Annotated in this window: 9 protein-coding genes; 4 read left to right on the top strand and 5 right to left on the bottom strand. The window is 40.8% G+C overall.

Going from position 1 to position 15,660, the window contains the following annotated elements:
* The first annotated feature begins 71 nt into the window (after positions 1 to 71).
* Together JJN12_RS14335 and JJN12_RS00570 are read left to right on the top strand one after the other, a co-directional pair.
* Positions 72 to 2,603: a leucine-rich repeat protein gene (locus JJN12_RS14335; protein ID WP_208427869.1), complete on the top strand. Its 2,532-nt coding sequence runs from the start codon at positions 72 to 74 to the stop codon at positions 2,601 to 2,603.
* Between the two features lie 351 nt (positions 2,604 to 2,954).
* A complete protein-coding gene (locus tag JJN12_RS00570; RefSeq protein ID WP_208427868.1) occupies positions 2,955 to 5,612 on the top strand; it encodes a leucine-rich repeat domain-containing protein in 2,658 nt (885 codons plus the stop codon).
* Between the two features lie 147 nt (positions 5,613 to 5,759).
* Here JJN12_RS00570 and JJN12_RS00565 read toward each other — a convergent pair whose 3' ends face one another.
* Positions 5,760 to 6,662 (bottom strand): hypothetical protein, encoded by a 903-nt coding sequence (locus JJN12_RS00565; protein WP_208427867.1) that lies wholly within the window; start codon positions 6,660 to 6,662, stop codon positions 5,760 to 5,762.
* Between the two features lie 379 nt (positions 6,663 to 7,041).
* Between JJN12_RS00565 and JJN12_RS00560 the strand changes: the two genes are divergently transcribed.
* Together JJN12_RS00560 and JJN12_RS00555 are read left to right on the top strand one after the other, a co-directional pair.
* A complete protein-coding gene (locus JJN12_RS00560) occupies positions 7,042 to 8,871 on the top strand; it encodes an NAD(P)-binding protein (protein ID WP_208427866.1) in 1,830 nt (609 codons plus the stop codon).
* A complete protein-coding gene (locus tag JJN12_RS00555) occupies positions 8,865 to 10,652 on the top strand; it encodes a [FeFe] hydrogenase, group A (protein WP_208427865.1) in 1,788 nt (595 codons plus the stop codon). Before JJN12_RS00560 ends, JJN12_RS00555 begins: the two co-directional genes overlap by 7 nt.
* Before the next feature lie 257 nt (positions 10,653 to 10,909).
* Here the strand turns inward: JJN12_RS00555 and JJN12_RS00550 are convergent, their stop codons facing one another.
* The 4 genes from JJN12_RS00550 to proS all read right to left on the bottom strand — a co-directional run bounded on the left by JJN12_RS00550 (position 10,910) and on the right by proS (position 15,341).
* Positions 10,910 to 11,155, bottom strand: a complete 246-nt coding sequence (locus JJN12_RS00550) for a Veg family protein (protein WP_208427864.1) — start codon at positions 11,153 to 11,155, stop codon at positions 10,910 to 10,912.
* A 139-nt stretch (positions 11,156 to 11,294) separates the two neighbouring features.
* Positions 11,295 to 12,704: a PEGA domain-containing protein gene (locus JJN12_RS00545; RefSeq protein WP_208427863.1), complete on the bottom strand. Its 1,410-nt coding sequence runs from the start codon at positions 12,702 to 12,704 to the stop codon at positions 11,295 to 11,297.
* On the bottom strand, positions 12,694 to 13,905 hold the full coding sequence (locus JJN12_RS00540; protein ID WP_208427862.1) for a CCA tRNA nucleotidyltransferase: 1,212 nt from the start codon (positions 13,903 to 13,905) through the stop codon (positions 12,694 to 12,696). Before JJN12_RS00540 ends, JJN12_RS00545 begins: the two co-directional genes overlap by 11 nt.
* Positions 13,905 to 15,341 carry a proline--tRNA ligase gene (gene proS / locus JJN12_RS00535; RefSeq protein WP_208427861.1) on the bottom strand — a complete coding sequence of 479 codons (1,437 nt, stop codon included), beginning with the start codon at positions 15,339 to 15,341 and terminating at the stop codon, positions 13,905 to 13,907. Before proS ends, JJN12_RS00540 begins: the two co-directional genes overlap by 1 nt.
* Between the last annotated feature and the right edge of the window lie 319 nt (positions 15,342 to 15,660).

Genomic DNA, 15,660 nt, shown 5'->3' with positions numbered 1-15,660 from the left:
ATTATACTAATACATATTTGTATGCGTGAACTAAACACATTATGTGAATATCGAATAAATAAGGAGATTTTATGAGAGGAAAACTAATTAGGCATAAAGCCTGCGGACTTGCTATTGCACTTGTTACAACCAGCTCACTTTCACTATTAACACCATCCTACTCTTCAGAGGGTTCATCACTTGCAGGACTTGTTGCTAAAAATACCGGTCTCAGTGTGGTTGTTAAAGCAGAAACAGCACCAACCTTAGCTTTAACTGCTTCTGATTTAACTGTAAGTGGCGACACCATTACAGGATTTTCTGCATCCGGTCTTGCAAAGGTAAATGCGGTTACTGTAACAGGAACTTCTATTAAGTTCCCTACAGGTTTAGCTGCTACCAAGATTGGCAAGTCAGCTTTTAGCAAAAAGTTCAAGAATAAGAAGGTTAAGATTGAACTTCCTGATAGCATTACAGAAATAGGCGACTCAGCTTTTGCTTCAAATTCAGCTATTACAGCTGTTAAGTTCGGTTCTACACCTACAAGCAGCAAGTTAAAGACAATCGGAGCAAAAGCTTTCTATGAGGCAGGTCTTGCTGAAAATATAAAGTTCCCGGATGGTTTAGAGACCTTAAAGGATGATTGTTTTGCAAAGAATGAGTTAACCTCTGTTACTCTCCCTGATAATCTTTTAATAATTGAGGGACGAGTATTTGCAGATAATAAAATAACAAAAGCTGATTTGGGTAAGTACGATAAAGTTAAAACCAAGATGAGAGAATATAAAGTTGGAAGCAATAATGTTATTGCTGACGCAGATACTCTTAATGTTATTCCTTACGGTATATTTTGGAATAATCAAATTAGTAGCTTAAAAGATGTAAAATTTCCAACAAGCATTTGGGGAATAGGTGAGTCTGCATTTGCAAATAATAAATTTACTTCACTTGAACTTCCTGCACATATACATGATATATTTTTCTACGGATTTAAGGATAACAAATTACTTAAAAAAGTTAGTTTCCTTACAAAAGACGAAGGCACAAATTTTGAAAGAAAATATCTTCAAATTGACAGAGGTTCTTTCCAAAACTGCGCTATCGAAGGGCATCTTGAGTTCCCTACCAAGACCAATCAGATGGGAGGCTTTTCATTTGCAGGAAATAAGATTACCAGCGTAGACTTTGGACCTGATGCACCTCTTATAGGATATCAATCTTTTGAAGGTAATCCTATAACAGAAATATATAATCTTAATAGCTGGGGACTCGAATGGAAGCCATTTTTCAACACAGATGCTCTAAAGAACATAAATTTTGAGTATAAAAACCCTAAGTCAGGAGAGCGCGGAACTTTTGGTCAAAGTTTTGACAATACTATTAGCCTTAGGGCCTTTAATAAAGGTTTACTAAAAAGCATTAAATTTCCTGCTTACGTAGATAAAATGATTTTTGATATAAATGGCAAAAAATACATTTCAAATGCATTTTTAGAAAATCCTGGTTGGACAGAGGGCACAAATAAAGTTGCCTTATATAGAGTTGCTTCTGACGGGGCTACCTATGTAACTGACAATGCTCTTGATGATAGTAAAGCAAAAGATTATATTATAAACCCTGTCTTAGTGAAGTTTGTTGCTAAAGACCAGTATGGAAATGCAGTTACCTTAAGCAGCATTGAGGTTGAAAGAACCAGAACAATAAAGGGAGCTTCTGAGGCAAAAACTGTTACTTCTACAGCTGTTAACCAGGCTGACTTTAAGTTAGGTGATAAGATTAAGTTTGCTATTCCTGCTGCCCCAGAGGGTTATGAAATTGCAGAAAGCCCTGTTTCAAACAGTGCTATAACCAAAACAGCAGATGGTAATTACGAGGTAACCCTAGATCCTACAAATGTAGAAGTTGTTAAAGAAGTAGCTTATGGTGATGGTTACAAGGTTGGATATAAGGAGACTGTGATTGAGATAGGATACAAGAATCTTTCTCCTGAGCCTCCAAAGCCTGAGGTAAAACCTGAGAACCCTGGCACTCCTGCTACTCCTGGAGCAATACAGCCTGAGAAGCCTAGCACTCCTGGAGCTATAACTCCTGAGAGCCCTAGCGCTCCTGCTACCCCTGAAGCTATAAAGCCTTCTGAGCCAGCTAAGCCTAGTGAGCCTGTAACTCCTAGCACACCAGGTAACCCAACAACACCAAACACCCCTGTAGTACCTACTAATCCTACAGAACCAACAACACCGGTTAATCCTGCAACACCTACTACTACAATCCCTACGGAAAACCCACCTACCAATGTACCATTTACACCTGAAAGAATAGTTAATCCAAACCTCATTCCTGAAGGTAACCCAGTGTTCAACATTGTCGATGAAGATGGTACTTCACTTGGTAATGCTGAGGTAAACAAAGATGACGGAACTTATACTTTCGTAAAAGACAAGAGAACTCCTAAGGGAGTAGCTAAGATCCGCAAGGATAATACCCTTGAAGTAGTTAAGGTATTTGATGGAAAAACTCCTCAGGGCAAACTCCCAAGAACCGGAGGAAGCTCTGAAGAAGGACTTGTTCTTCTTGGTGCAGCAATGCTTGGACTTGGAGCATTTTTCAGAAGAAAAATTAAATAAGATTCACTCATCCCCGACAGAGTTAGACTTCCTGTCGGGGATTTTATTATTAGTTTGTACAATTATAAATATACACAATAGCCAGCTTCAAGCGGATTTTTATACTATTGATATCCATTATCATATCTTAATATTTTCTAAACATTTCCTTAAATTTATGCTTATTCTCCATTTTTAATTGACTTTGAATTTTTTATGGTATAAAATCCCCCTAGACAAAAGCTACATTTTATTCATCTATATGGATAAAATGTTATATTTTTTTGGTGCTTTTATGGTTGCTTTTATTTGGCCAAAGCACCTCATTTCTTTGTCAAACGTTATTAAAATACTTTACAAAGGAGAATGACAATGAAGAAAAAGTTTAATAGCAGACATACAGCAGGGATACTCGCTCTTGCTCTCGTTGCAACCAATTCGCTTTCACTGCTTGCCCCACCTATTAGCTCTGGCAGCTTGGGTATAGGTGCTTTAGCCGCAAAAAGCTTAAATTACTCTGTTGTTGCAAAGGCAGATGTAAGAGAGGATGATACCATCACCCTTGATAGCTCTTGTCTTAATATAAACGGATCTAATATTATATATCGAAATCGCGATGCGATTGAGCGTAAATTAAGGAATACATCCGGAAATATTATCAAAGTGAAGTTTGACCCTAATCTTAATATAAAGGGGATTTCTAGAGCAGCCTTCAGGGGAGCATTTAACGGCAAGCAGTTCATACTTGAATTGCCTGATTCGCTTGAAACTATTGGTGATTACGCATTTGCAGGCTGCGATTTTATCTCAATCAGGTTTAATAATAAATTAAAATCAATTGGCGATGGTGCTTTTAGTGGCAATCCTATCCTATCCTCCGTTAACTTAAACAACGGTGTTGAGACCTTAGGAAATAGCGCTTTTTATAATTGCGCTTTATCATCTATCACCCTTCCAAATACTCTTAAAAGTATCGGTGATAATTGCTTTAGAAGCAATAAGATAACCTATGTTTCCATCCCATCAAGCCTTACAACCGTAGGTATCAATGCCTTTAGAAACAACCAGATATCCGGAATAAACTTTGGATATGGAAACTATAACGTAAAAGGAAGTCTTAAGGCAGGTAACGGTGAAGACTTTGGTCCTGCCAGCAACGGAGGCGATAATCCGGGTGACGCTCTTATGGGCGAAGTTAACAATCAGTTTATTATACCAAACGGAATGTTTGCATATAACAAGCTGACAAGCTTAACTCTCCCTACCAATATCAAGGCTATAGGCAATCAGGCATTTATTGGTAATGATATAACAGACATTAATATCCCTGCCAGTGTAGAAGTTATATATAATGAGGCTTTTCTCAGAAGCTATGAAAATTTTAATAGTAACTTCACAGCAAGGCTTAACTTTGCATACGGCAGTAAACTTAGGAAAATAGGATATGCGGCATTTATGGGCGCCAGCATAGGAGGAAGGCTTACCTTCCCAAGCACAGTTGACTTCATTGGTGCTCATTCCTTTGAATACAATAAGATAACAGGGCTTTCACTTAATGGACTTAATGCTCACATCCGCACCCGTGCCTTTGGTAATACAACCTTAAAATCCGTAGAAGGATTAGATTTTAAGCCAAGCGGTGATATAAAGGTTTTGTCAAAGGAGATGTTTGCTGAGATTGGACCTGATTATGGCTCATTGCATTCGCTTAAAAACGTTAGCTTTGACTATGCTAACCCAGACCCTGGCTTTACAGGTTTAGGGTATAATGCTTTTTATGACCAGCCTATTAGAAGCATGAAAATTCCTGCTCAAATTGTTAACTTTGACAAGGATGTATTTGGCTCCTTAAATGCTTACCTTGAAAACGGCTGGTACCAGTCTACCGAAGACCCTAACGCACGTGATTTCAGAGTTGCCTTATACAGGGTAGATAAAAACCTCAACTATGTGACTACTAACAATGTACCTGATGGAGATACCTATGTCTTTAACCCTGTGCTTTTTGAGCTTAAGCTTAAAGACAATTCCGGGAATAATTATGCTGATTATGTGACCAATATACAGATTGAGGGTACTAACAGGAAATCCACAATTGCAAAAATCGACAGGGAAGATGCTCGCAACGATGTTGATTATAAGCATTTCAAGTTAGGAGATAAAGTTACCTTTAGCCTTAAACAGAGTCTTCCTTCAGGCTACAGGCTTGAAAGCCCATGGCTAAAGTCACTTGGAAATAACAGATATGAGATTGCGCTTGACCTACGTAGTGGAGCTGTAAAGGAAGCTAGATATAATGATTCTGAATACAATGTTGGATATATGAAGACAACCATAAGCTTGGTTGATCCTACTAAGCCTGTACAGCCAACACCTCAGCCTACACCACAACCTACTCCACAGCCTACTCCTCAACCAACGCCACAACCTACACCTCAGCCTACCCCTCAGCCTACCCCTCAGCCGGCTCCACAGCCTATGCCTCAGCCGGCTCCTCAGCCTACACCTCAGCCGGCTCCACAGCCAAGCAATCCGGTTCAGCCTTCTCAGCCGGTTACTCCTAGTCAGCCAAGTACAGGTGGTGGCGGACAGGTTGTCTATCCGTTAATTCCAAGTATTAACGATAACGGTTCATCAAACACAACTGTTAGTGATGACACCACCCCTCTTAGCCCTGTGAAGCTATCAGCTTTTGACAAGCTTATCGCAAAGCTTAAGAAGACTGCTGATAAGAACAAGCTGAAGGCTATCCGCAAGAAGATAAATGCCAAGAAGGGACTTACAATTGAACAGTTTGCAAAGGAGCTTGTAAAAAAGAAAATAATCAAAAAGGCAAACAAGAAGGATACAAAGAAGTATCTAAAGGGTGTTAAAACTTCAAAGTGGGCAAGAGCCTATGTAGCCGGCCTTATAAAGACAGGTGCTCTTACCAAAAAGGATATTAAGAATGTAAAGAAGAAGGTTACTGAGAATAACGCAGCTAAAATACTTACAAAGATTTTTATCAAAAGTAAGAAGATAAAGAAGTAATCTAAATTTGCAAAGAAAATTTGTCATAAGAATAGGGTGTCAGACATTTTGACATCCTATTTTTTGTTAATTTGACATAATAACAAACCAATTTCTCCAACAAGAAAAAATCCTACAGGTTTTAGTTCCCTGTAGGACTTTGTATGTTTACTTAGCATCCCTTATATAGTAAAAGTTATCCTTCGGCAGCTCTCCTATAGCCTTTTTGTCTACCTTTTTAAGAGAGTCAAGGTAGGTCTTAGCTGCCTTTTTCATGGTTTCTCCCCTTAGGCAGGCTACCTTACCTGAAGCAATTACCTTAGCAGCCTTATCAGAATCAGCAGCATCATATTCTTTGATTAGCTTATCTGCCTCTGCCCCATTATCCTTCTCAGTCATCCACATAGCAGAATAACTATAGTCTCCTAAAAGAGCGTCTACAGCATGCTTATTTTCCCTTACAAACTTAGCAGTTGTAAATATACCTGACATAGAATGTTTTTTCCTGTTAGACTTATCCCACTTTTTAGTAACATCAATCACAGTAGTTGCAACCATCCTGATATTACCATCTGTTTCACCATAAAGCTTTACAGCCGCTTCAATAGGAAGTACTGCCATGTCAAGCTCTCCCTTTACAAGCTTATCGCCAAGTTCCTCAGATGAAGATAACTGACTAAAATCATAGCCATTTACTGTCTTATCCTGCTTTGCATTGTCAATAAGCTTAACCAGGCCTACTATATCATTTCCTTTGATTCCTGCGATTTTTACCATAACTCCACTGTCCTCTATGAAGCCACAGCAGTTATATACTTCCTTTGATGACTTACCTGACGTATCCCCCTCTGCGGCACCGTTTGTTGCCACTTTAGTATCTTCTTCAGTCTTATTCGCGTTAACCACAGATACTCCCTCAGAAACATTTGCCACCACTGCGGCATTTTCACTTGAGGCTGGCTTATTTTCAGGCTCAACATTAATATTTTTTGTCGCTGTAGCAGTTCCACAGGCCGTAAGTGATAAGCCTAACACAAATGCCAGTGCAGTATTAATTATTCTCTTTCTCATAAATCTCCTTAATCAATTTTTGTAAAAAATAACAAATATTATTTTAGCCAAGCGAATACCCGAATCGATATTATTTTGACGCTTATCAGAACATGTAACGCATAAACTTAGCCTATAAACAGGCTTTCATTATAACGGAATACTAAATATATAACAACTGATAATTATTATCAATAATTTCTATAAATCTTCTGGTTTATTTGTTTATTTTTTAACTATCCTTGATTTTCCTTTAGCCATTTTGTACAATGAAGTTATCGATATTAAAACTATATTTGTGAGATATTTTTGAAAATTAATCCATGGTTTTTTGCATATTTTTACAAATGAGTAGTTATCGGTTCGAAAATTATGATGGTAAATCAAAGGAGGTAGTTAAATGAGCCGTTTGGAAATTTTTACGCCGGACAGAGCCACTCTTGTAATTGAAGACTTGTACAGAACTCTGGACAAAAGAATAGAGGCAAGCCCTCCCGGACTCTGTCCTGTAGACATCACAAGAGCATTTATTGAAATGTGCCACGCACAGACCTGTGGAAAATGTGTTCCCTGTCGTGTAGGACTGCTCCATCTAAAGCACATGATGACAACTGTTCTTAATGGTACAGCCACTATGGACATTATCGACCTTATAGAGGAGACTGCCAAATCAATCTCAGAAACTGCAGACTGCGCTATTGGTTACGAAGCTGCACATATGGTATATAAGACAGTTACTACTTGTCGTGATGACTTTGAAGAGCATATCAGAAATGGCCGCTGTAACTGTATGACAAAGCAGCCTGTTCCTTGTGTTGCTCTCTGCCCTGCACACGTGGATGTGCCGGGATATCTCGCCCTTGTTAGGGAAGAGCGCTATGCTGATGCAATCAGGCTCATAAGAAAGGATAATCCATTCCCAACTACCTGTGGATTTATCTGTGAGCATCCTTGCGAAGAAAAATGTAGAAGAAATATGGTGGATGATGCCGTAAATATCAGAGGTATCAAGCGTGTTGCAGCAGATATGGCAGGAAAGGTTCCACCTCCTCCTTGTGCACCTTCTACAGGCAAGAAGATTGCCGTTATCGGTGGCGGCCCTTCAGGACTTTCAGCAGCTTACTACTTACAGCTTATGGGCCATCAGACAACGGTATATGAAATGCTCCCTAAGCTTGGCGGTATGCTTAGATACGGTATTCCTAACTATCGTCTGCCAAAGGATAGACTTGAAGAGGATACAGATGCTATCCTTGCTACAGGTGTAGAAGTAAAATACGGTCTTAAACTTGGTGTTGACCTCCTCTTACCTGACTTAAAGAAAGAATACGATGCAGTTCTTATTACTATAGGTGCGTCTACCGATAAGAAGCTTGGGCTTGAAGGTGAAGATGCTGAAGGTGTTATGTCTGCAGTTAAATTCCTTAGGAATGTAGGTGTTGAGCAGTATGACGACCTTACAGGTCAGAATGTAGCCATCGTCGGCGGTGGTAACGTGGCTATGGATGCGGTAAGAACAGCAGTTAGACTTGGTGCAAAGAAGGTTAGCTGTGTCTACAGACGTAGAATCGCTGATATGACCGCCCTTCCAGCCGAAATAGAAGGCGCTCTTGCTGAGGGTGTTGAGATGGTTACACTTAAAGCTCCTTCAAGACTTGAGATTGAAAATGGACATATTAAGGGAATCTGGGTAACACCTCAGATGATATCTAAAATAAGTGACGGAAGAGCCTCTGTAATCGCTACAGGTGAGCCTGACGAGTTCATTCCTTGTGAGACTCTCATAGTAGCAATCGGTCAGAATATCGAGACCAAGTACTATGAAGATGAGGGAATCCCTGTACAAAAGGGTAAGATGTTCACCATGCCTAACGGCGGATTTACAGGACTTCCGGGAATATTTGCAGGTGGAGACTGTGCTTCAGGACCTGCTACCGTAATCAAGGCTATTGCCGCTGCAAAGGTTATGGCTGCAAATATTGACGAATTCTTAGGCTATAAGCACGATATTACCTGTGATGTCGATATCCCTATTCCAAGTAAGGTAGAGCACTCAGCCTGTGGTAGAGTTGAACTTACGGAGCGTGAAGCTTCTGACAGGGTACATGACTTTAATGGTGTAGAGAATTGTATGAACAAAAAGGAAGCCTGCCAGGAATCAGGTCGCTGTCTCAGATGTGACCACTTTGGCTTTGGAATATTCAAAGGAGGTCGTGAGAATATATGGTAAATTTAACAATAGATGGAAGAAGCGTAAATGTGCCTGAGGGAACTTCCATAATGGATGCGGCTTATAGTGCCGGAGTTCCTGTTCCTCACCTTTGTTTCTTAAAGGAAATCAATGAAATAGCTGCCTGTCGTGTCTGCATAGTTGAAATAGAAGGCAAAGATAAGTTTGTTACCGCCTGCAACAACAAGGTTGAAGAAGGCATGGTAGTATATACCAACAGCCCTAAGGTAAGACTTGCAAGACGTAGAACAGTACAGATGATACTTTCACAGCATGACTGCAAGTGTGCAACCTGCGTAAGAAGCCGCAACTGTTCACTTCAGACTCTTGCAAATGACCTCAACATCACAGATACTCTATATGAGGAGCGTCTTGAGGTTCAGGAATGGGATAAGACCTTCCCACTTATAAGAGATTCTAAAAAATGTATCAAATGTATGCGCTGCGTTCAGGTCTGTGATAAGATTGCAGGACTCGGCGTTTGGACTCTTGAGGGCACAGGTGCAAGATCAACCATAAATGTATCCGGTTCAAGAACAATAGCAGAGGCAGACTGTTCTCTTTGCGGTCAGTGTATAACCCACTGTCCTGTAGGTGCTCTTAAAGAAAGAGATGATACCGAGGAGTTCTTAAGAGCCATAGCAGATCCAAAGAAGGTAGTTGTAGTTCAGGTAGCTCCTGCTGTAAGAGCTGCTTGGGGCGAAGGTCTTGGACTTGACCTTAGCGAAGCCACTGTTGGAAGAATCTTTGATTCTCTTAGAAGAATAGGTGCTGACTACGTATTTGATACCGCTTTCTCAGCTGACCTTACCATAATGGAGGAAGCAAGCGAGTTTATAGCCAGATTCTCAAATGGAGAGCTTAAGGATAAGCCAATGTTTACCTCCTGCTGTCCTGGTTGGGTGCGTTTCCTTAAGAGTAACTACCCACACCTTACAGGCCAGCTGTCATCAGCTAAATCACCAATGCAGATGTTTGGTTCAGTTATGAAGACCCACTTTGCTCAGGAAATAGGTGTAGATCCTGAAAATATTTACTCAGTCGCAATCATGCCTTGCGTAGCTAAAAAGGGCGAGCGCAATATGGAATTCTTCAATGAGGAGTATGCAGGACACGATACAGACTGTGTGCTTACCTCAAGAGAGCTTGTTAGAATGATTAAGGCATTCCATATCCTTCCTGAGACGCTTGAAGATTCTGAGCCTGACCACCTCTTCCACGATGTAACAGGTGCAGGTATTATCTTCGGAGCTACCGGCGGTGTTATGGAGGCTGCTCTTAGAACAGCTTACCATTCACTAATGGGCGAAAACTGCCCTCCTGATGCTTTCAAGGTAATAAGAGCTGAGTCACAGAAAACAGGACTTACAGAGGCTACCTTCAATCTCAAAGACATCGACCTTAGAATAGCTGTAGTAAACGGCCTTGCAAATACAAGAAGGCTTATAGATGAAATAGATGCAGGAACTAAGAAGTACGACTTCGTAGAGGTTATGGCTTGTCCGGGGGGCTGCGTAGGTGGCGGCGGTCAGCCTATACATGACGGTGAGGAACTTGCTTTTGCCAGAGGAAAGAATCTCTACTTCCTTGACAAGAACTCCAAAATCCGCTATTCTCACGATAACCCTGATATCAAGTCTCTCTATGAGAACTACTTTGGCACTCCTAACTCACATAAGGCACATCATGTGCTTCATACAGACCATTTTGCTTGGGAAATGCCAAAGCGTCCTACAAGAGATAGAGACGGCTATATCATAAGGGAAAGACATTTGATGTAATAATGCTATTTTCACAAATATGGATTAGTACTGCACTTTGAAAAATACTGGACTACAAATATTTGCAATAGATTTAAATGCACTAAACTGTCCCACCTGCACTATTTACTTAGCGGCAGGTGGGACTTTTATATTTGTGAATTGCTGCTTATGCAGTTGCGCGTATAAAATTCTTAAAGTGATTTCCGAGAAAATATAAAAAATCCTTAATAACAAGTGTATTCTTCTGAATTAATCTCTGTTATTAAGGATTTATTTTATTGTGTACAAAGTTGAAGCTGTACATCCTTTGTAAGGATATCGGTATAGGTGTAAGAAACAGTCTTACCTGCATCTTCCTCACTGTCATTTATTTGAATCATAAACACGTGAGGATAAACCTCTTTAATCACGCCTTCGTTCACATCGAATCTATGTCTGCCACGATTGGCTTTGACTACGACTCTGCTTCCAATGGCGCGGTATACTGCATTACGGACTGCCTTTACATCAACTTTTCCCATGATTAAGCCTCCCAACTATTAAGTTATCAACCTAACCCTGATATAATCAGGATATGCAACATACATTTGTATACAAGCACGCTTGTACAACTGCCCCCTAATCATACCATGTTTATAGGTAAAAGTCAAATTAAGCTATTTACTGCTTCTCCCTTATCATATCAGGAAAACTAAACACCGCGTCTTCTCCATCATCTTCGATGTTTATGGTGTAGGTCTGAGTCTCGTAACCGTCCATCTTAAGGGTAATCTCGTGTTCACCCGTCACCTTTGTCATCTCGCAAGGTGCATCTCCTATTACCCTGCCGTCAAAGGAAATGGTTGCCCCTACAGGCTTCCTAAAGAAAATGTTCTTTGTACTGTCAGTTCTTACCTTTATTTCCTTATCCTCATCGTCCTCTGTAGGCGTTTCAGAAATACCGGTCTCCTCAGAGTCATCATCAGTTTTTTCTACATCTGTAGACGGCTCTGCCATTCCGTCATCCTTCTTCTCTTCCTCTGCCTTTTCCTTCTTCATGGCAAGAGCAATACTCATCACAGTTTTAGGCTTTGATATGGTCACTACGCTTTCCCAGCCCACATAGCCATCCGCCTTGACCTTAACCAAATATTCGCCGTAGTTTAGCTCAATCGTCTTACTTACATCCACTTCCTTACCGTCAATGCTTATAGACGCACTGCTCGGCGAGAGGCTAAAAGTCACCTTCGAGGTCTTAGTCATTTCAGCTGTATAGCCCGAGAGCCTCAGTACCTCTGTCCTATCTCTTTTTATATCTACAACCTTATTTACCGTAAGATTGTCTTTCTTTAGAATGACCTTATACTGCCCTTCTTTAAGGACGTACTTCATATTTTCTGCGATATCATCAAATACATCGTAGCCTATTTCAATGCTTCCACCAAGAAAATCGTCATAGTCAGCAAACTCAAGTACTCCATGTCCCCTTGTCACACTTAAAGAGAAGATTTTTTCTCCAAGTCCTCTGACTTCCAGTACATCCTTCGCAGGCTCTATATTCCTAAGACTGACATTATCATTCCCACTTATTACTGTAAGCCCTGCATCATACATAAAGTTGGTTTCTCCAATTGTCATCTTGGAGAGCACCTCATCTATCTGGAGGTTCTTTACTCCCTGATAGTCCCAAGCCTCTTTGTTGACCGCTACCTTACTAAGCATACCTGTGTCTTCATTTACTTCGATATTAATAATACTTCCAAGCGGAAGCTCAGGCATCACAAGCTCCCTGTCATTCTTGCTTTTTACTGAGGTCGCCAAATCATAAGAATAACTGGTCTCTCTCATTTCACCCGCAAGATAGACGCCTATCTTGTTATTTACCCTGTCTATCCCCCTTAGCACAGCTACAGTCCCGCTCTGTGTCTCTTCTTTGACAGCCGCAGGAGATACCTCTACTATCTCATTTGGCTTAGGGCTTATAGGTGGCCTTTTATTCTTGGCATTTATAATGGTGTTTACACCTACAAATATTCCGAGTCCGGTTAAGCATAACATAATGATTATGGGCAATAATCGGCTACTCTTCATTCCTCCTCACCTCCAAAAGCAGACTTTCCCTTGTGTTTAGCTCTGGCTTCTCTATAACAAGCTCCAAAAGTCTCTCAAGCGTACTCCCTATAAGAGCTCCCTTTGGTATGCCTGCATCCATAAGGTCTTTACCGTTGATATTTAGCTCGCTGATACTGGTACAATAGCCGTTGTCAATGACGGTCTGATACAGGTCTTTATTGTCTTTAAGCCCTTTTGCTCTTCTCATTTCCAAAAGGAGAGGCATCATCTTATGCCCTGCCTCCTTAACTGTTCTCCTCATATCGGTTTCGTTATTCTCTACCTCTCTAAGCGAGAGCCCTAGGAGCTTTTTCACTGTATTTATGGTGTCATTGTCTAGCTTTAAGCGTTTAAGAAGGTTTGCAGCCTTATCAGCCCCCAAGCCCTCTAAGAAGATGGCTAGTCTTATCTGATATAACTCTTTCTTTTCAGGAAATGAAGCCTTGCTAAGTGCCTTAATCGAAGCGGATATCTCACCATTTTCAAAAAGCATTGCTACTTCAGGAGCAATGACTGAGAAGATACCCGTCTCATACACAAGAGCTATGTACTCAGGATTACCCGATAGGAGCAGCTTCTCAAGTTCTTTTGCTATCCTTTCTACACTTACCTTGGCAATGTTTGGGGAAAACTCTTTTATAGCGTCAAATGTCTCATCAGCTATCTTAAAGTTTAGCTGACCTGCAAATCTTATGGCACGAAGCATCCTGAGTGCATCCTCAGAGAATCTCTCACAAGCATCACCCACAGCCCTTATGATACCGTCCTCAAGGTCTCTTTCACCGTCAAACTCATCTATAAGTCCTCTTTTTTCACTGTATGCCATAGCATTTATAGTGAAATCCCGCCTCCTTAAGTCTTCCGTCAAAGAAGAGGTAAAGGCAACCCTGTCGGGATGCCTTCCATCTGTATAATCTCCGTCAAGCCTAAAGGTAGTGACCTCAAAGCCCTCTTTTTCTATGACTACAGTCACCGTTCCATGCTGTAAGCCTGTGTCTATGGTAGCACTAAAGAGCCTCTTAACCTCCTCCGGCTTTGCGGAAGTGGTTATATCCCAGTCCTCAGGACTTCTCCCAAGAATAGAGTCCCTCACACAGCCACCGACTGCATAGGCTTCAAAGTCTGCTTTTTCAAGTTTTGATATTATTTGTTTTACCTTTGTAGGTAATGTAATATGCATTAATATGCCTTTCCCCAATAAACGAGCTTCTTAGCAGGCTTACCGCAGCAGATACATTTTCCTTCTGAATTGCCGTCCTCAAAAGGTATACATCTTGCTGTAGCTGAAGTATCTTCCTTAATCTTGTCTTCACATTCTCTGTTCTCACACCAATGTGCCTTTATAAAGCCCGGTTTATTAGCAATAGTCTCCTTAAATTCATCATAGGTATCAGCACTGTAGATATGGCTGTCTCTATGTGCTCTTGCCTTTTCAAGCATGTTCTTCTGAATATCCTCAAGGATAACACTAAGTTTTGCCTCAAGTTCATCAAGAGAAACTTCAAGCTTCTCGTGATTGTCTCTTCTTACCACCACGCATTTATTTGCCTCTATATCCTTAGGCCCAATCTCCACTCTCACAGGGATACCGCGCATTTCCTGGTCAGCGAACTTAAAGCCCGGTGTCTTGTCGCTGTCGTCAAGCTTAACTCTAAAGTCTGCGGACAGCCTTCCCTTAAGCTCATTCGCCTTCTCAAGCACACCTTCCTTGTTCTGCATAATAGGAACTATCATCACCTGTGTAGGCGCAATCCTTGGAGGAAGCACGAGACCGTTGTCATCGCCGTGAACCATGATAAGGGCACCTATCATTCTGGTACTTACTCCCCAGGAGGTCTGGTGGCAGTATTTTATAGTGTTGTCCTTATCTGTAAATGTAACATCATAAGCCCTTGCAAATCCATCACCGAAGTTGTGGCTTGTACCTGACTGAAGAGCCTTACCATCGTGCATCATAGCCTCGATAGTATAGGTAGATACTGCACCGGCAAACTTCTCCTTCTCGGTCTTTTGTCCCTTGATCACAGGGATAGCAAGCTCTTTCTCAAAGAAGTCCACATAGACATTTAGCATCTGGATGGTTCTCTCCTGAGCCTCTTCCTCTGTAGCATGTGCAGTATGTCCTTCCTGCCAGAGGAATTCTCTGGTACGAAGAAATGGCCTGGTCTCCTTTTCCCATCTTACGACTGAGCACCACTGGTTATAAACCTTAGGTAAGTCTCTGTATGAGCGGATATCCTTTGAATAAAAATCACAGAATAAGGTCTCTGAGGTAGGACGCACACAAAGTCGTTCCTGAAGCTCTTCAGAGCCGCCATGTGTTACCCAGGCTGCCTCCGGAGCAAAGCCCTCAACATGGTCTTTTTCTTTATTTATAAGACTTTCGGGAATCAAAAGTGGCATACATACATTTTCTACACCTGTCTCCTTGAACATCTTATCAAGGGTTTTCTGTATATTCTCCCAAATACCAAAGCCATAAGGCTTGAGAACTACAAAGCCCTTCACGCTTGAATAATCTGCAAGCTCAGCCTTTTTAACAACATCGGTGTACCACTGCGCGAAATCTTCGTTCATAGAAGTAATTTCTTCTACCATTTTCTTATCTTTTGCCATTTTCTTCCCTCTTTCTATACATTTTATTTCTCAAATATCTGACTTTTCAGGGTAAATATATCAAAGCCAAATTATTTGCTCCATTTTACAACCCTCTACTCTGCAAATTCACCAGGATAATTTGAAGCAAATTTTACCTGCCTTCTTTGCCTGAAAAGCAAATATTTACAGTTGTTTTCTAACTTTATAATTTTAATACAGCGCCCTCATTTTGTCAAACTCTACCCGAAATATTGACACTTATCTACTTACTCGTTATAATTGAGTGATACATGTGATAATTATATCTTCACATACTCTAATTAAAATTATTATACCT

The sequence above is a fragment of the Catonella massiliensis genome, assembly GCF_016651435.1.
Lineage (GTDB): Bacteria > Bacillota > Clostridia > Lachnospirales > Lachnospiraceae > Catonella > Catonella massiliensis.
The sequence above is the reverse complement of the archived record's forward strand: the minus strand, read 5'-3'. Positions and strand labels throughout refer to the sequence as shown.